This window comes from Algoriphagus sp. Y33 (assembly GCF_014838715.1).
Lineage (GTDB): Bacteria > Bacteroidota > Bacteroidia > Cytophagales > Cyclobacteriaceae > Algoriphagus.
In genome coordinates this window covers 4,308,885-4,327,500 of the sequence record NZ_CP061947.1, presented here as the reverse complement: position 1 = coordinate 4,327,500, position 18,616 = coordinate 4,308,885, and the positions used below count along the sequence as shown (strand labels likewise).

General features: G+C 43.5%; 13 protein-coding genes and 2 rRNA genes (1 of these 15 running past the window's edge). 11 read left to right on the top strand and 4 right to left on the bottom strand.

The features are described 5' to 3' along the window. The 9 genes from ID165_RS17350 to ID165_RS17310 form a co-directional block, all read left to right on the top strand. Positions 1 to 2,338, top strand: a 23S ribosomal RNA gene (locus ID165_RS17350); it begins 544 nt to the left of the window's first position. 95 nt (positions 2,339 to 2,433) lie between these two features. Continuing rightward, positions 2,434 to 2,545: ribosomal RNA gene (gene rrf, locus ID165_RS17345) — 5S ribosomal RNA — on the top strand. Positions 2,546 to 2,853: 308 nt separating this feature from the next. Beyond that, positions 2,854 to 5,463, top strand: coding sequence for a heavy metal translocating P-type ATPase (locus ID165_RS17340; RefSeq protein ID WP_370539705.1), 2,610 nt, complete (start codon positions 2,854 to 2,856; stop codon positions 5,461 to 5,463). 4 nt (positions 5,464 to 5,467) lie between these two features. After that, positions 5,468 to 5,656 carry a cbb3-type cytochrome oxidase assembly protein CcoS gene (ccoS, locus tag ID165_RS17335; protein ID WP_192346425.1) on the top strand — a complete coding sequence of 63 codons (189 nt, stop codon included), beginning with the start codon at positions 5,468 to 5,470 and terminating at the stop codon, positions 5,654 to 5,656. Beyond that, positions 5,649 to 7,775 (top strand): cytochrome-c oxidase, cbb3-type subunit I, encoded by a 2,127-nt coding sequence (gene ccoN / locus ID165_RS17330; RefSeq protein ID WP_192346423.1) that lies wholly within the window; start codon positions 5,649 to 5,651, stop codon positions 7,773 to 7,775. Before ccoS ends, ccoN begins: the two co-directional genes overlap by 8 nt. A 193-nt stretch (positions 7,776 to 7,968) precedes the next feature. Next, on the top strand, positions 7,969 to 8,889 hold the full coding sequence (locus ID165_RS17325) for a cbb3-type cytochrome c oxidase N-terminal domain-containing protein (RefSeq protein WP_192346421.1): 921 nt from the start codon (positions 7,969 to 7,971) through the stop codon (positions 8,887 to 8,889). A 51-nt stretch (positions 8,890 to 8,940) separates the two neighbouring features. Next, positions 8,941 to 10,353, top strand: coding sequence for a cytochrome c oxidase accessory protein CcoG (gene ccoG / locus ID165_RS17320; RefSeq protein WP_192346419.1), 1,413 nt, complete (start codon positions 8,941 to 8,943; stop codon positions 10,351 to 10,353). 24 nt (positions 10,354 to 10,377) lie between these two features. Continuing rightward, positions 10,378 to 10,803: a FixH family protein gene (locus tag ID165_RS17315; RefSeq protein WP_192346417.1), complete on the top strand. Its 426-nt coding sequence runs from the start codon at positions 10,378 to 10,380 to the stop codon at positions 10,801 to 10,803. Then, a complete protein-coding gene (locus ID165_RS17310; RefSeq protein ID WP_192346415.1) occupies positions 10,804 to 11,505 on the top strand; it encodes a sulfite exporter TauE/SafE family protein in 702 nt (233 codons plus the stop codon). Here the strand turns inward: ID165_RS17310 and hemN are convergent. From hemN to ID165_RS17290, 4 genes are all read right to left on the bottom strand, one after another. Continuing rightward, positions 11,502 to 12,860: an oxygen-independent coproporphyrinogen III oxidase gene (gene hemN / locus ID165_RS17305; protein ID WP_192346413.1), complete on the bottom strand. Its 1,359-nt coding sequence runs from the start codon at positions 12,858 to 12,860 to the stop codon at positions 11,502 to 11,504. The two genes, ID165_RS17310 and hemN, sit on opposite strands and share 4 nt — an antisense overlap. Before the next feature lie 105 nt (positions 12,861 to 12,965). Then, positions 12,966 to 14,009: a VWA domain-containing protein gene (locus tag ID165_RS17300; RefSeq protein WP_192346410.1), complete on the bottom strand. Its 1,044-nt coding sequence runs from the start codon at positions 14,007 to 14,009 to the stop codon at positions 12,966 to 12,968. Continuing rightward, complete coding sequence (locus tag ID165_RS17295; RefSeq protein ID WP_192346408.1) at positions 13,990 to 14,886, bottom strand: hypothetical protein; 897 nt, start codon at positions 14,884 to 14,886, stop codon at positions 13,990 to 13,992. The genes ID165_RS17300 and ID165_RS17295 overlap by 20 nt, the downstream gene beginning before the upstream one ends. Further along, positions 14,879 to 15,757 carry a DUF58 domain-containing protein gene (locus tag ID165_RS17290; protein WP_192346406.1) on the bottom strand — a complete coding sequence of 293 codons (879 nt, stop codon included), beginning with the start codon at positions 15,755 to 15,757 and terminating at the stop codon, positions 14,879 to 14,881. Before ID165_RS17290 ends, ID165_RS17295 begins: the two co-directional genes overlap by 8 nt. A 106-nt stretch (positions 15,758 to 15,863) precedes the next feature. Between ID165_RS17290 and ID165_RS17285 the strand changes: the two genes are divergently transcribed. Continuing rightward, a complete protein-coding gene (locus tag ID165_RS17285; RefSeq protein ID WP_192346404.1) occupies positions 15,864 to 16,214 on the top strand; it encodes a DUF4296 domain-containing protein in 351 nt (116 codons plus the stop codon). Continuing rightward, on the top strand, positions 16,215 to 18,602 hold the full coding sequence (locus tag ID165_RS17280) for an endonuclease MutS2 (protein ID WP_192346402.1): 2,388 nt from the start codon (positions 16,215 to 16,217) through the stop codon (positions 18,600 to 18,602). Positions 18,603 to 18,616: the final 14 nt, after the last annotated feature.

The window sequence follows — 18,616 nt, the reverse complement described above, 5'->3', positions numbered from 1 at the left end:
TACAAGCGGTCGGAGCCACTGTGTGTGGTGACGGCGTGCCTTTTGCATAATGAGCCTACGAGTTACTCCTCACCGGCAAGGGTAAGGCATTCAGTGCCGCACCCGGAGCGAAAGCGAGTCTGAAAGGGCGAATTAGTCGGTGGGGGTAGACGCGAAACCTAGTGATCTACCCATGGCCAGGTTGAAGTTGTGGTAACACACAATGGAGGACCGAACCGATAAACGTTGAAAAGTTTCCGGATGAGCTGTGGGTAGGGGTGAAAGGCTAATCAAACTGGGAAATAGCTCGTACTCCCCGAAATGTTTTTAGGAACAGCGTCGGGAATTGTATGGCGGAGGTAGAGCTACCGATAGGACTAGGGGGAGTCAAATCCTACCAAATCCTGACGAACTCCGAATGCCGTCATACAGAACCGGCAGTGAGGGCTTGGGTGCTAAGGTCCAAGTCCGAGAGGGAAAGAACCCGGACCTTCCGCTAAGGTCCCCAAATCCGTGTTAAGTTGAACAAAGGTGGTCCAGCTGCAGAGACAGCCAGGAGGTTAGCTTGGAAGCAGCTATTCCTTTAAAGAGTGCGTAACAGCTCACTGGTCGAGCGGCAGGGCGTCGATAATAATCGGGCATCAAACACGGTACCGAAGCGAAGGATTCGACTCCGATTTATCGGAGCGAGTGGTAGGGGAGCATTCCAACGGCGGTGAAGGTATGGCGTCAGCCGTGCTGGAGCTTTTGGAAAAGCAAATGTAGGCATGAGTAACGATAATGCGGGCGGGAAACCCGCACACCGCAAGACCCAGGTTTCCTGATCAACGCTAATCGGATCAGGGTTAGTCGGGACCTAACGCGAACCCGAGAGGGGTAGTGGATGGACAATGGATTAATATTTCCATACTAATTATACAGGTGATGGAGTGACGGAGTGATGAAAGATCCGCGCGGTGACGGAATACCGCGTTAAAGGCAGTAGGTATTGGACCCATAGTAAAATGCGTGGGTTTAGCCGAAGCTGACAGTACCGTGCGTCTTCGGACAGGCGGATAGTGATCCTAAGGGCTTCCAAGAAAAACTTCTAGCGCTAAGCGTATAATTACCCGTACCGCAAACCGACACAGGTGGTCGAGGAGAGTATCCTAAGGTGCTCGAGTGAATCATGGCTAAGGAACTCGGCAAAATGGCCCTGTAACTTCGGGAGAAGGGGCGCCCCCGGCGACGGGGGCCGCAGTGAAGAGGCCCAGGCGACTGTTTAACAAAAACACATGGCTTTGCAAAGTTTCAAGACTAAGTATAAGGCCTGACACCTGCCCGGTGCCGGAAGGTTAAGAGGGGATGTTACCGCAAGGGACGCATTGAATCGAAGCCCCGGTAAACGGCGGCCGTAACTATAACGGTCCTAAGGTAGCGAAATTCCTTGTCGGGTAAGTTCCGACCTGCACGAATGGTGTAACGATCTGGGCACTGTCTCAGCCATGAGCTCGGTGAAATTGTAGTCGCGGTGAAGATGCCGCGTACCCGCAACGGGACGGAAAGACCCCATGCACCTTTACTGCAACTTAGTATTGGTACTGGACAAATGATGTGTAGGATAGGTGGGAGACGTTGAAGCGGGTTCGCCAGGATCCGTGGAGTCACTGTTGAAATACCACCCTTTGTTTGTCTGGTATCTAACCCCTGTATAGGGGGACATTGCTTGGTGGGTAGTTTGACTGGGGTGGTCGCCTCCAAAAGGATAACGGAGGCTTCCAAAGGTTCCCTCAGTACGCTTGGTAACCGTACGTGGAGTGCAATAGCATAAGGGAGCTTGACTGTAAGGCCGACAAGCCGAGCAGGGTGGAAACACGGGTATAGTGATCCGGCGGTTTTGAATGGAAGAGCCGTCGCTCAAAGGATAAAAGGTACGCTGGGGATAACAGGCTGATCTCCCCCAAGAGCTCATATCGACGGGGAGGTTTGGCACCTCGATGTCGGCTCGTCACATCCTGGGGCTGAAGAAGGTCCCAAGGGTTGGGCTGTTCGCCCATTAAAGTGGCACGCGAGCTGGGTTCAGAACGTCGTGAGACAGTTCGGTCCCTATCTGTTGCGGGCGTGGGAAGTTTGCGAGGACCTGACCTTAGTACGAGAGGACCGGGTTGGACTGACCGCTGGTGTACCGGTTGTGATGCCAATTGCATTGCCGGGTAGCTACGTCGGGAAGAGATAAGCGCTGAAAGCATCTAAGTGCGAAACTCCCCTCAAGATGAGACTTCCAACTAGGGCCGTCAGAGACGATGACGTCGATAGGCTACAGGTGTAAAGGCAGCAATGCCATAGCCGAGTAGTACTAATTGCCCAAAAACTTACGCGCTGTTTGTTACAGTTTCTGCCAAGACATGTTGTTTTCCCAGGTACGGGGTATCTGGAAAGAACTTAAGATATTATGTGATGTATAGCCACAAAGATTTAGGCGGCCTGGCGCAGGGGTCCCACCTCTTCCCATCCCGAACAGAGAAGTTAAGCCCTGCAGCGCCGATGGTACTGGGGTTACACCCGGGAGAGTAGGCCGCCGCCTTATTTATTCAAAAGCCAGCACTATGCTGGCTTTTTTGCGTTGCTCCCTTTTGGAAACCGGCGGGGCAGATACACACAAAGTCGGATCAGTCTGAACAGCTTGAGAACTGTTTTTTGATTATATGTTATTCTAAACTCCTTCAACGCTGTACTTTACTCTAAGCTTTGCAGTGGATGCATTTAATTTTCAATAGGCCATGTATTGCGCTTTTCTTTTTTTACCGATAAGATTTTATAGAAAGAGTATTCTCGATCAAACTGGCTTTAGTTGTATAACAGGCGTATAACTATTGCAGTGTAATTCCACCTTTTTTGAAACTGACTTTTGTCAGCTTTTTATATGTGTTTGATCATTATTTGGGCTATTCCAATAGTATACTTTTGCGGTGTGAAGGGAATGGCCAGAGCGATGTAATTCAATTCTCTATCGTGGGGCTTCTTACATTCTGCCTGCTTTCTCCTGTTTTATTGATAGAATATTTAGTTAAATTGAAGGTGATGAAACCTGAAATAGCTCCAGCGCATAATGTATCTTGTTTTCACTGTGGTGAAAATTGCGATGAGTTGGTGATTCTATCCGAAGACAAGAACTTTTGCTGCCAAGGCTGTAAATTGGTTTATGAGGTGCTTTCAGAGAATGATCTGTGCAATTACTATGATATAGCGAATCATCCAGGAGAAAGTCAAAGGAGAAAAGGACTCCAATCCAATCGATTTGATTATTTGGATGATGAGGATACTGTCAATCTCATGTTGGATTTTCAGAATGAAACTGAAAGCCATGTTACGTTTTATATCCCTATAATTCATTGTGCATCCTGTATTTGGCTTCTGGAGAATCTCCATCAAATACATTCAGGTGTATTTCATAGCCGCGTTGAGTTTATTAAGAAGAAGGTTCAGGTTAAGATCTTACGTGATAAAATCAGTATAAAGGAGCTGGTTAGTCTACTATCCACAATAGGGTATGAACCTCAAATCCATCTTTCTAATCTTGATAAGAAACAAGGTTTGGGACTTGATAAGCGTTTAATCCTACGATTAGCGGTAGCGGGTTTTTGCTTTGGAAATATGATGCTATTTAGTATCCCTGAATACTTCTCTGAAGCGGATCTTATTGATTCTTCTTTTCGGGGATTGTTTAGTTATCTAAATGTAATTCTGGCGATTCCTGTAGTTATCTATTCGGCAAGTGATTACTATCGTTCGGCCTGGAATTCACTTAAACAAAAAAAAATCAATATGGATGTTCCTATCGTTCTTGGGATCATCGCACTGTTTGTTTATTCACTTTGGGAGATATTTGCTTTTCAACGCTCCGGCTATATGGACAGCCTTGGAGGACTTTTGTTTTTTTTATTGTTAGGGAAAATTTATCAGCAAAAAACCTTTTCAACACTTGAATTTGATCGGGATTACAAGTCTTATTTCCCAATAGCTGTTACCAAAATTGTAAAAGACCAAGAGGCTGTAATCCCTCTAGCAAAGCTTCAAGTAGGGGATGTGATCATGGTGAGGGATGAGGAATTGATTCCTGCTGATTCCCTTTTACTGAGTGCCTTAGCAAATATTGATTATAGTTTTGTGACGGGGGAGGAAGTCCCAGTACCAAAGCAAAAGGGGGAATTTATCTATGCTGGGGGGCGCCAAAAGGGTAATGCAGTCCTATTGTCAGTTCAAAAACTACCTTCTCAAGGGTATCTAACAGATCTATGGAATAATGAGTCTTTTTCAAAAGGAGAAGGAAGATTACTGGAACCTTTGGCTACCAAAATTAGCTCTGTATTTACATGGTCTGTCCTAGTTATTGCTCTGGTAGCATTTTCGTATTGGACGATAGTAGATTTTTCTATTGCGATTAAGGTATTTGCCTCTGTTCTCATAGTGGCTTGTCCTTGTGCTTTGGCCATGTCTACTCCTTTTACATTAGGCAATACGCTTAGGATTTTTGGAAAAAGTAAGTTTTATCTAAAAAATGCGAGTGTGGTCGAGCGGCTAGCTTTGGTTGATACCGTAGTCTTTGATAAAACCGGTACACTTACAGATCCTGCAAATGCTAAAATCAGCTACATAGGGGAGAAGCTTTCTGAAGAAACCAATGCTCTCTTGAAATCCATGGTAGAGCGATCCACACACCCACTCAGCAATCGGATTAATCATTGGCTTGGAAATCAAAAAGGTGTAAAGCTTGAACAAGTGAGGGAGATAAAGGGTGCTGGGATTCAAGCAGTTTTCAAGAATCAAGAATTTAGACTAGGCTCCGCCGTGTTTACGGGATTTGGGAATAGTATTGAAAACCGAAATGGCAATGTGGTTTGCTTATCTGTGGAAGGACAGGAGCTAGGATATTTCCTTATTGAGTCTGGACTTCGGGAGAAGGCTGCAGAAGTGATTGATCAACTTAAGACGGGTTATGATCTCCATGTTTTATCTGGTGATTTCCATCATGAGCAAACGTATTTGGAGGAAAAGCTGGGAATTGAGATTAAATATAATTTCAAACAAAGTCCCGGGGATAAACTGAATTATTTAAAGCAGTTAAACAAGTCTCGCCATACATTGATGATCGGAGATGGATTGAATGATGCAGGTGCATTACAGGAAAGTGAGGTTGGTGTGGCAGTTTCAGATCAGGTAAGTCACTTCTCACCAGCTAGTGATGCTATTATGGATTCGGAAGTATTTGGAATGATTCCTAATTTCTTAAGCTTTTCCAAATCCAGCAGGCTTATTATCAAGGCAAGTTTTATATTGAGTTTGTTGTATAACTTAGTCGGGGTTGGTTTGGCCGTTCAAGGGCTTCTAAGTCCTGTGATTTGTGCTGTTTTGATGCCGCTAAGCAGCGTTTCGGTAGTGGTTTTTACCACATTGTGTACAAATTTTGTCGCCTGGAGAAAAGGACTTTTAACTTTAAAACTGTAGTAGTATGGAGGTTATTTTTCTATTAATCGCAATCAGTTTAGTGTTGGCCGGTACATTTCTTTTCTTGTTTTTCAAAGCAATGAAAGGCGGTCAATTTGATGATAATTACACCCCTTCGATAAGGATTCTTTTTGAGAATAATTCGAAAAAACCTAAAAAAAATCAACAATCAAAACCGAAATCCTATGAATAACTCTACTCTGGAGAGGTTCCAATATGACAACAAGATTGTCAAATACTTTGGAGCCGCAACGATTATTTGGGGCGTAATCGGGATGCTCGTCGGCGTACTTGCTGCGACCCAGTTGTTTTTACCCGAGGCAAATTTGGGTAATCCATACACTACATTTGGGCGAATAAGACCCCTGCATACCAATGCGGTAATCTTTGCTTTTGTAGGCAATGCAATTTTTGCAGGCGTGTATTATTCCATGCCTAGGTTGTTGAAGACACCGATGTGGAATAAATCACTTGGCTGGTTTCATTTCTACGGTTGGCAATTGATTATCCTTTCAGCAGTTTTGACTTTGCCTTTGGGGCTGACTAGCTCCAAGGAATATGCAGAACTGGAGTGGCCAATTGATATCGCAATTGCAATCGTATGGGTGGCTTTTGGAGTCAATATGATAGCAACCATTCTCACCCGTAGAGAACGCCATATGTACGTGGCGATCTGGTTTTATCTCGCATCTTTTATTACAGTCGCGGTTTTGCACATTGTGAATTCCTTGGCCTTGCCGGTTTCCTTTCTGAAAAGCTATTCAGCTTATGCAGGTGTGCAAGATGCGCTGGTACAATGGTGGTATGGTCATAATGCAGTGGCTTTTTTCCTTACTACGCCTTTCTTAGGTTTGATGTATTATTTCCTGCCAAAGGCAGCCAATAGACCTGTTTATTCATACAAGCTATCTATTATTCATTTTTGGTCACTGATTTTCCTTTACATGTGGGCGGGTCCTCATCACCTGCTTTATACGGCATTGCCTGAATGGGCTCAAGTATTGGGAACTGTTTTCTCGGTGATGCTTCTGGCTCCTTCATGGGGAGGTATGGTGAATGGATTGCTGACGTTGCGTGGGGCGTGGGATAAAGTAACTACCGACCCGGTTCTGAAATTTATGGTGGTAGCGATCACCGCTTACGGTATGGCTACTTTTGAAGGGCCTATGCTTTCATTCAAAAATGTGAGTGCTATTGCCCACTATACTGATTGGATTGTGGCTCATGTTCACATTGGCGGACTAGGGTGGAACGGGTTCTTGACTTTTGGTATGCTTTATTGGATGTGGCCTAGATTATTCAAAACTACCATCTATTCTGTCAAACTGGCTAATACACACTTTTGGCTAGGGGTGATGGGAATTATTTTCTACGCTTTGCCAATGTATGTAGCAGCATTGACTCAGTTCTTGATGTTGAGAGAATTTGATGAGATGGGCAAACTGGCTTATGGTAACTTCCTACAGACTGTGGTTGAGTTGGTGCCTATGTATATGCTGAGGGCATTTGGAGGACTGCTGTATGTAAGTGGTGCTATACTGATGATGTATAATATGTTCATGACTGCTCAGCAGGGTACGTTTGTAGAGACGGAAGAGGATTCTGCTCCCGCACTGGCTAAAGTGTATAATCCTGCGGGAGAATACTGGCACCGTGCTTGGGAGAGAAAGCCTGTTTTCTTTGCTGTATTGGCTACCGTGGCGATTCTGATTGGTGGAGTAGTGGAAATCGTTCCTACCATTTTGGTGAAGTCCAATGTGCCAACCATCAGCTCTGTTAAACCATATACGCCGCTTGAGCTTGAAGGAAGGGATATTTATATACAAAATGGCTGCGTAGGTTGTCATTCTCAGATGATCCGGCCATTTAGATTTGAGACTGAGCGATATGGTGAATATTCCAAAGCAGGGGAATTTGTATATGATAGGCCATTCCTGTGGGGTTCCAAACGTACTGGGCCAGACCTTCATCGCGTGGGAAGGAAATATCCGGACAGCTGGCATTATTTCCATATGGAAGATCCACGCAGCATGTCACCGGGCTCATTGATGCCGCCATATCCATGGTTGGTGACCAATGCATTGGATTATTCGGATTTACCTGCGAAAATCAGAACAATGCAAAAGCTTGGTGTTCCATACCCTGAGGGGTATGATGAGCTAGCCTCGGCCGATCTCGAAGCTCAGGCAGCAGTGATAGCTACCAACTTGAAAGACGCTGGGGTTGAAGTAATGCCGACTACCGAAATCGTGGCCTTGATTGCTTATTTGCAACGATTGGGTACTGATATTAAAGTCTCACCATCTAACTAATCGGAGAAATCATGTACAAAGAAGTATTAAGATCAATGGAGAATGTAGAGATATTTCCGATTATCTCTCTAATCATATTTGTCCTGTTTTTTATAGGGGTTGCTATTTGGGCTATGAGAGTCCCAAAGGAATATGTTGACCATATGAGTTCTCTACCAATGGATGATGACAATGAATTAACCGACAACCAGCCATGAAAAAATATTTAATCTTTCTCGCTTTAAGTAGTCTTTTGTTTTCTACTCCGGCTTTGTCTCAGAGTGAATCATTTTTGGGAGGGTTGCAGGCGTTGGATTCAAATCAACTCTTCCTATTGATCATTATAGCCGTCATTATAGGAGTAATTGTTTTGCTCTTATTACTGATGATATATCTGATGTCGTTTATTTCAGCCGTTTTGCGCAAGGAAACTCCTGAGTTTGCGAATAAACCTAGCTGGTGGGATTCATTCAAAGAGCGGTTTGTCACTGGAGACATAAAGGAGGAGCAGGCAAAGGACAAGCTTATGGACGACCACTCATATGATGGTATTCAGGAATTGGACAACTTTATGCCTCCTTGGCTTCAATATGTTTTTATGGGTACTATCGTAATAGCCGTTGTCTATTTTGGTTATTATACTGTATTGGGCTATGGAAAGACCGGTGTGGAAGAATATGAAGAGGAAGTTCGTATCGCAGCTATAGAAGCTGAAGCCCGCGGAGCCAGCGAATTGGCATCTATTGATGAGACCAACGTACAAATGGATAACTCTGATTTAGGTATCAGTGCAGGTAACACTATATTCGGAGCGAACTGCGCAGCTTGCCATGCGTCAGATGGAGGAGGAGGAATTGGCCCAAACTTGACAGATGAGTATTGGATACATGGAGGTGATATCAAAGATGTCTTCAATGTGATTAAATATGGAGTAATCGAGAAAGGAATGGTGCCTTGGGAAGACCAATTGAGTCCGGTGGAAATACAACAGGTGGCTAGCTACATTCTCACCCTTCAAGGAACAGATCCTGCAGCACCAAAAGCTCCTCAAGGAGAATTGTACAGTGGCGGTGGCGAAGTTGCTCCTGCTGAGGATTCGATTCCGATGGACAGTACTTCTGCTATTGGAGAATAAATTCATACTGCCGGGGATTCGATATTTCCCTGCAGAAAACAGCCTACTACTATGGCAAAGAAGAACCCACATTTAAATCCTGAAACATTCAGGGATGCACTGGCTACTGTCCAAGATGATGGGAAGCGAAACTGGGTTTATCCTAAGAAGGTCAAAGGGTATTTCTATAAATACAGGACCTACTTTTCTTGGATATTACTAGCTATTTTATTTTCAGGTCCTTTTATCAAAATAGACGGACGTCCATGGCTCTTATTTAATATTTTTGAAAGGAAATTTATCATTTTTGGAGCTGTTTTCTGGCCTCAGGACACCTACCTGCTTATATTCCTGCTTCTGATTTTCTTTGTTTTTGTAATCCTCTTTACCGTAGCTTTTGGCAGGGTCTGGTGTGGCTGGGCATGTCCACAGACGTTATTTATGGAAATGGTTTTTCGGAAGATTGAGTACCTGATAGAAGGCGATGCCAATCAGCAAAGAGCCTTGAATGCCCAACCATGGAATCAAAACAAGATATTCAAGAAAATACTCAAGGTATCGGTTTTTGCGATCATATCGCTTTTGATCGGTCACCTGGTAATGGCTTACCTGATTGGAATAGATCAGGTAATAACTATAGTTTCTTCACCACCAACAGAGCATATGGCTGGCTTTGTTGGGCTTTTGGCATTTTCAGGTATTTTCATGTTTGTGTTCACCTGGTTTCGTGAGCAGGCATGTCTGGTGGTATGTCCCTACGGGCGACTTCAGGGAGTGATGCTGGACAATAATTCCATCAATGTGATGTATGATTATGTCCGTGGAGAACCGAGAGCACCGATTCGAAAAAAAATTGAGGAGAATGCGGGCAAAGGAGATTGTGTGGATTGTAGTATCTGTGTGCAGGTTTGTCCCACAGGAATAGATATCCGAAATGGTATCCAGATGGAGTGCGTGAACTGTACCGCCTGTATCGATGCCTGCGACGAAGTCATGGTCAAAGTAGATCGTCCCACGGGTTTGATCCGATATGCATCGGAGAACAGCATCAAACAGGGTTTTCAGAAGTTGCTCACTGGCAGAGTCAAATCCTATATAGTTGTTCTGGTTTTATTGATAGCAGTTTTTGTTTCACTCATTTCGACAAGGGATGATATTTCTGCTACGGTCACTCGATTCCCCGGAATGACGTACCAAGTGCGCGAAGATGGAATGGTCACAAATCTCTATCAGATAACGCTAATTAATAAAACCTTTGAGCCGCAGGAGGTAGTGCTGAAGTCACTGACCGAAGGAGTAGGAGTTGAGATAGTAGGAGTGCAGCATTTGATACTGGATGCCCAGTCAAAATTTGAGGGTAGATTCTTTTTGGTGAGAAACCATAATGAAGTTAGTATGAATCAGGAAAAAGTGGAACTGGCTCTTTTTCATAAGGGAGAGAAAATTGACCAAATAGAAACAAATTTCACTGCACCGGTAAAATAAGGCTGAAACTTAACCAAATAAATCATGAATTGGGGAACAGGAATAGTACTCACTATTATAGGATTTGTGGCACTGATCATGACAATGGTGGTAATATCGGTGCGCATGGATGGCATAGAGCTGGTTACCGAAAACTACTATGAGGAAGAGATCAAATACCAAGACAGAATTGATGAGTCCAACTCTGCAATGGCTCTGGACAGAGAAGTAATCTCTTATAATTCTCAGACTAAAATCATCGTACTGGATCTTCCGAATGGAACAATAGGTTCTTTGAAGCTTTTCCGTCCTTCTGATTCCTCGATGGATCAGAAAATAGACGTTGAAGTAACTCACTTCGGGAAAACAGAAGTTTCATTGAAGGAGCTAAAAGTAGGCTACTGGAAGGTTCAGCTCAATTGGTTAGAGAATGGGGTAGATCATTATCAAGAGAAAAAAATTACTATTTAAATGCTGTGGACCGCCTTCTTTTTGGGGTTTTTTGGGTCATTCCACTGTGTGGGAATGTGTGGTCCGATCGCTTTGGCAGTTGGAGGGAAGAAAGGACGAACATATTTCGCACATAAAATCCTTTATAACCTAGGGAGAACAGTCACCTACACGGTACTGGGCTTGATCGTCGGTAGCATTGGGTTTTCATTGTCACTTGCCGGGGTTCAACAAGTCTTCTCTATCGCCATGGGTATGGTTATTTTGATTTTTGCACTTTCCTATAAGCGAGCGGATCAGTTTTTAGCTGTCCCTGCACTATCGGGAATAGTGATTTGGGTCAAAAGACAATTAAACCGATTTCTGAGTGCAGGGGGATACACTACTTTTTTCGCTACAGGTCTTGCAAATGGCTTGCTGCCCTGCGGCATGGTGTACATGGCCTTAGCCGCTGCCTTAGCTTTTCAAAATCCAATCTTGGGAGCCACCTATATGTTTTTCTTCGGAATAGGAACGATTCCTTTACTCTTGGTTTTGATGTATTCCGGAAATATCTTTTCCGCCCAAGTAAGACAAAATTTTCAAAAAGCCATACCGTATTTAGGAGTAGTGATAGGTGCTCTGTTCATCTTTCGCGGGTTAGGCTTGGGTATTTTTTACAGTCCGGATTTAGTGGTTTTTGACTATGGGGCTCAGCAGGTAGAAATCACCATGTGTCGCTAAATTGTCTTACTGAATAGCTCTTTTTTCGTTTGGTCAGATGCAAGTCTCAGATCGATTTGCGCACAAATATTCCGAACGAAACTCATTCCCTCTGTGCTCACCGTGAGAATGGGAGAAGTTATGCTTATAAGTTGATCTTGTTCCATTTCCCTTAGGTTATCTAACTGATTATCGGTAAGCTCATCCCATATCTCCTGTGGGATTTCCGCTTGTTTTTTACATATCAAGTCAAGAATACTATTCCTTACCTGAATGTCCTTTTGCGAGAGTATATGGCCTTTCTGCAAGGCCCAATTGCCGATCAATACTTCAGACTGGTAGCTATCTATTCTTTTTTCATTTTGGGCGTAGGCGAGATAAATATCACTTATGCTGCTTGCGCCCAATCCGATCAGCAGTTTTGAGGGCAATGTGGTGTAGCCCATGAAGTTCCTATGAAGATTTCCTTTGGATTTTGCAGTAACTAGCGGGTCATCCGGCAAGGCAAAATGATCCATTCCAACTTCTTTATATCCCATTTCTATAAGAAGGGCTCTTCCTGTTTCATACAATTCCCTCTTTCCTTTTTCAGATGGAAGAAACTGTTCAAAACTTTTTTGGGCCGGAAAAGCACCTGGCAGATGCGCATAGGAATAAAAAGCAATCCGATCAGGTTTTAAAGAATGGACCTTTGTAAAGGTGTCCCTTATGCTCTCCGGCGTCTGATGCGGCAAACCGTAAATCAGGTCAAAATTGATTGAGCTGAATCCGAGGACTCTGGCAGAGTCTGTTACATACTTAACTTTCCCAAACGGCTGAATCCGATGAATAGCAGTTTGCACCTGCTCATTAAAATCCTGAATCCCGAAACTGACACGGTCGAAACCTAGGTCTTTCAGTGTCGTTAGATGAGCAAAACTTGTGTTGTTTGGATGCCCTTCAAAGCTAAATTCCGCATTAGGCATTCGCTCAGAAACCCTCAGAATACTTGATATCAAATCGTAGAGATTACCGGGATCAAAGAAAGTAGGGGTGCCTCCCCCCAGATGAATTCCGGCGATTTTAGGCTTTTCATCAAATAGAAGGGTGTATTTTTTCCATTCCGCTAACAGCGCCTGAATGTAAGGTGATTTGACAGCTTCGTTTTTGGTGATCCGCTTATTGCATCCGCAGTAAGTACATAGACTTTCGCAGAATGGAAGGTGGATATAAATAGAGATTCCTTCCTCCTTTCCAAATAGTAAGAAGGCCTTTTTCACCAATTCTTCCCAGTCTCCTGTTTGCAGAGTGTTTTCCCATAGAGGGAGCGTAGGGTAGGAAGTATATCTGGGAGCTGGGCGATTGTACTTTTGTACAAGATCGGCGGATAGTATCATGAGTTACCGTTTTTTTTGCGAATTACGGTAGACTAGACATGAACTTTATTGACTTCCGGTGGCCCGAAAACTGATTTTGATCAGGAATTTTCTTGCTACTGGGGACTAGTCCAATAGGAAGTTATTGAGAAATGAACTTTTAAGACCCAACCATACGAAGAAGAGCATAAGACCCCAAAACATATAAATTCTATAGTAATCCGCTGTCTCTTTGTATCGATTTTCTATCACCTCGGTTTTCTCAAGTGTATCAATTCTGTCGAAAATTGATGTTAGCGTTCCGCCATCGGCTGCTCTAAAAAACTCTCCATTTCCGATTTTGGCTATTTCCCGTAGGGTTGATTCGTCCAAATAACTTTCTACCATTTGTGGTCTTCCGAAGAAATCAGTACCATACGGAACTAGCCCGTCCTTACCCATTGCAATCGTATAAATTTTAATATCCAAGGCTGAAGCAAGGTTTGCGGCAAATAGCGGATCTACATTTCCGGCATTGCTCTCTCCATCGCTCAATAAAATCATCACTTTGGAGGCGGATTCAGATTCTTTCATTCTGTTTGTACCCGCAGCTAATGCAGACCCGATCGCTGTGCCCTTGGCTTCCATCATACTGAATGAAATCTCATTTACCAGATCTGTCAGTAATTTGTAATCATTGGTCAGAGGGGCTAGGGAATATGCCTCTCCCGCAAACACGACCATACCTATACGATCACCAACACGACCGGTTATAAAGTCAACGGCAGTGGCCTTTGCGGCTTCCAGCCGATTTGGCGTGAAGTCCTGTAAATCCATAGATTCGGAGATGTCCAAAACAAGCATAATATCTATACCTTCCGTGAATTGCTCTACCCGTTCATTGCTGCGCTGGGGTCGGGCTAGGGCAACGACGAGCATGATCAGAAAGAGGTAAAAAAAGCCCCCGGGAATAAGGCGTAGATATGTCCAGGGATTGTTTGTTGCTATCCGCTTAGGAAGAGAAAGCTCAAGAACAGGGTTTTTCAGAAACTTTACAAAAGTTCTGAAAAGCATGATCAGAGGGATAAGCCAAATCAAATTCAGAAAAATCGGATTTTCCCATTCGTAGCTTTTAAAGGTCTCAGGCAGAAACCAGGACCAGCTAAAGAATTCAGACAACTGCTCTCTCATGCTTGATTTTGGTTTGTTTTTCCCGGTATTTTTCTCTTGCCACTTCTAGTAGGTAGGCAGTAGCTTCCTCACTCTTTGAGGATTCTCCTGCATATATAATTAAATCTATGGACCGAAGAGCTGTGAAAATTTCTAAGTTGTCCATCCGTTCTCCTATTTCGCTGGAAGTCCATTCTTTCACAGGTAACTTAGTGATGCTCTCCATGTAGCCTTTCCATAGACCTATCACCTCATCTGCCGATTCGATAGCCGGATTTTTTGCAAGAAGGGCAGTTTGGGTTTTCCACTTTTTCTCAAACTGAGTCCAGCGTCTTTTCTCCAGTCTTTCCTTCCAATATTCTTTGATTTTACCAGCGAAAAGTAAATAAAGTACGCCTAATAAAAGGAGAAGCCCGCCCAGTATAATTCCGATAATTATCCAGTTGAATGACTTTTCGAGTGGTTGGTAAACATTGTTTTCCTGAAAAACCAACTCCTCAGGAATACTGTCCAATGTAAGTTTTAGTTTTAACTCTGCCTCCAGTGGGTAATGGATCACGCTGTCATATCGTGCTAATTCGTATACCGGTAAAGTCAAAAAAGAACTTGGATCCAGAGAGAAATTAGATAGGTAGTAGATCGTACTGTCCTGTGTGACGTTGTCTTGGGTATGGGAGATAAATGTTTTCTTTTCCAGTAAGACCAATGGCGTGAAGTCAAAGGTAGAGTCGGGAAAGATAATCTGAGTGGATTGAGGATAGGTTGCTTTTAGGACATAACCTACTCGCTCCCCAAGTTTGGCAGAATCCTGCAAGAAATAACCGTCCACAGTGATTTGCTGCGCATTGCTCAGGAATGGGATCAGAAGAAGGAAAAAGATTTTGAGCGTTTTAGCCACGTTTCATGCTTTTGTTTCGGTACTTAAATAGCTCGAGAAGCGGACCTACGATGTCTTGGGTCGTATCTATAGACAGGTAGTTTATTTGGTTTTTTTTGCAAATATCTTTTAGATATTCTCGCTCAGAGGTAAAGGTATCTGCTATTTTTTTCGAAAAGCTACCAAAGGCGGTGTTGACCCAAGTAGTTTTTCCTTTTTCTTTATCAAAAACAGGTATGATCCCCAAAGACGGCAAGGCTGATTCACGTGGGTCAGTGAGCTGAATGGCTACCACATCATGACGCTCTGCAAGAGCCCTGAATGGCCGTTCGTATCCTTCATCAATGAAATCGGAAATTATTACGATCACTGCTCTTTTCTTGATCAGATTCAGCGCAAACATGAACATTGAATTCAGATCTGTTTTCAGTGAATTACTCTCATGATCAAAAATGCCACGGATCATTTTCACGCCTTGCTTACTGCCTTTGGACGGAAGGATAAGTTTTTCCTTTTGATCTGAATAACTGATCAGTCCCACCTGACTTCCCTCAAACACTGCCGCAAGAGTCAGTACCCCTGCAATGATCTTGCCTTGATCTATTTTCTTATTCCCCGGCTGACCTATATCTTGGCTTCCGCTTATGTCCAGAAGGAAGAATACTGACTGCTCTTTTTCTTCACGAAATGTTTTGACAAAGGTACCATGTCCCTTCGCTGACACTTTCCACTCAATCGTACGAACATCGTCTCCATACTGGTAAGGGCGGAGATCATCAAACTCCAATCCTGATCCCTTGAAAAGCGATTGGTATTCTCCTTGCAGGTGATTATTAGCCACCTTTCGGATCATGATTTCGTATTTTCTGAGCTTGCTGAATAATTCGTTCATGAATGGTGATTTGAACGGCCTAAGTTATGCTTCTAAGCTGAATTATAAAATTTCAGTTACATGAAGGGTGGGGAGTTTTTCCGTTAAAAAAACCTAATTTTGATTTGTGAAAAGATTTCTGATACTAAGTTTTTGCATCCTTTCCCTCGTAAGTTGTGATTCTGCCAAAAAACCGGAAGGCTTGTTGTCGGAGGAGAAAATGGTAGAAGTACTCATAGATATCCATCTTACTGAGGGGATTACGAGTTCAATGCCTGTAGCTTATGATTCGTCAAGGGTACTGTATAGTTTACTCGAAAAAGATGTTTTCCTCAAGCATGAGGTGATCGATTCTGTATTCACTCAAAGCATGTTGTATTACCTCCGTGATCCTGATGAGATGGAGCGGATTTATTCCCGTGTGGTAGATTCTCTTGTGGTAAGGGAGTCTTCTGATGGGATTATAGACCAATTCTAAATGCTATACCCACGCAATCCCGAACAAAAAGTAAATTTCATTAAGATCAAAGAACTGCTAAAAGTAGAGTGTACTTCTCTGCTTGGTATGCAGTATGTGGATCGGTTGGCTTTTTCTTCAGACTATAATTTGGTCAACAAATTACTTGACCAAACAGAGGAGTTTCGCCAAATCCTCATCTCAGGAGAGCTATTTCCTTCTTCCAATTTCACTGATCTCAACCCTTACCTCGAAAAAGCCAAATTGGAGAACGCTTTTCTCGATGTGGAGGATTTCTATGAGATCAAGCTCTCTCTGGATACCCTACGTGGATGCATCTCATTTTTTCAGAAAAGAGAGAACGTATATCCTGTTTTGAGCCAGTTACTTGGATTACTCTTGGATATGGATATGAGTTTGCTCAAAGCCATCGAGCTGGTCATAGACGAAAAGGGGAAGATGCGGAGCAATGCGAGTAGGGAGTTGCAACTTATTCGCACGCAAATACTCTATGAAGAAAGCCGCCTGCGGAAAGTGATGGAGCGTGTCTTTAAGGAAGCAAGAGCAAAAGGCCTTACTCCCGAGGACTCTGCGATCACCGTCCGGTCAGGCAGACTGGTAATACCTGTAGCGGCAGAGAACAAGCGAAAGCTTCGTGGTTTTATACACGATGAATCTGCCACGGGGCAGACAGTATACATGGAGCCGGAGGAGGCGCTGGATATCAATAATGAAATCCGCGATTTGGAGTATATGGAACGTCGGGAGATTATTAAGATCCTGACCCAATTGACTGACAGGATAAGGCCTGCAATTCCGGCGCTAAGGAAGGCTACCAATTTCCTCGGTTTGATGGATTTTATTCGTGCCAAAGCAAAATTTGCACAAAAGACAGATAGCTGTAGGCCTGAGATTACCAAAGAGCGACAGTTGACTTGGACAAAGGCCAGGCATCCAATTTTGGAAATTGCGCTAAAAGCACAAGGTAAAAGCATCGTGCCGCTGGATGTCAAGCTTAGTGGCCATGAGCGATTGCTGGTAATCTCCGGGCCAAATGCCGGAGGAAAGTCAGTCACGCTGAAGACAGTGGCCTTATTGCAGTATATGCTTCAATGTGGTGTTTTGATCCCGGTTCATTCTGATTCGAAAAGCTCACTTTTTGATAATTTCTTTATCGATATCGGCGATGAGCAAAATTTGGAGAACGACTTAAGTACTTATAGCTCCCACCTGATGAGCATGAAGCATTTTTCACTTTTCGCAAATAAGAAAACAATTCTCTTTATTGATGAATTCGGCACGGGTACAGAGCCACAATTTGGTGGCGCTATTGCTGAATCTATCCTGATGGCACTGAATAAACTCGGTGCATACGGCGTGATCACTACTCACTATGGGAATCTCAAGCAGATTGCCAATAAAAATCAAGGAATGGTGAATGGGGCGATGCGCTATGACGTGGATAAGCTGGAACCGCTATATCAACTTGAAATTGGAAAGCCGGGATCTTCTTTTGCCTTAGAGATTGCATCGAAAATCGGAATTCCAAAGGAGATACTGAAGTATGCCAAAGAGCAAATAGGAGAGGAACGGGTTCGCTATGACAGATTGCTCACGCAGGTAGAAAACGAAAAAAATCAATATGCCACGTTACTCGCTGATGTCAATGCTAAGGAGAGGTTGCTGAAAACCCGTCTTCAGGAATACAATGAACTGAAGGAAACATTGGAAACTACCAGGAAGCGTTATATCCAAGAAGCAAAGCAGGAAGCTAAACAACTACTTGATCAGGCAAACAAGAAGATTGAGTCCACCATTCGTGAGATCAAAGAAGGAAAGGCAGAAAAAGAAGCTACCAAACAGATCCGTAAGGAGTTGGAGGAATTCAAGGAAAAAGTAAAGCCGGAAAAGAGTATTGTCACGAGTCCTGAGATCAAGGTTTTGGGGGGCAAAATTGATGTGGGTGACTGGGTGAGAGTGAAAGACAATGGTGCAATTGCAGAGGTGCTTCAGGTAAAAAATAACGAGGTGGAGATTTCTATCGGCGAGCTCAAGTCAAAAGTGAAGCTGTCGAGACTGGAGAAAATATCCCAAGGTGAAGTCAAAAAGGAGAAGAAAGCAGCTGTCTCCCGAGGTGGATACAATACCAACGAAAAGATGATGGATTATTCTCCCAATCTTGATTTGAGAGGAATGAGAGGAGAAGAGATTCTATCCTTGATCCAAACATTCATTGATGAAGGTTTTATGCTTGGATTAAAAGATTTAAGGATTGTCCATGGTAAGGGCAATGGGATTCTGAGGGATTTAACACGTAACTTCCTAAGAGGAATGAGTCAAATCCGTCATATTGAGGATGAGCATGCAGATCGTGGAGGAGCAGGAGTTACACTGGTGACATTGAAGTAAATTAAGGGGGGCGG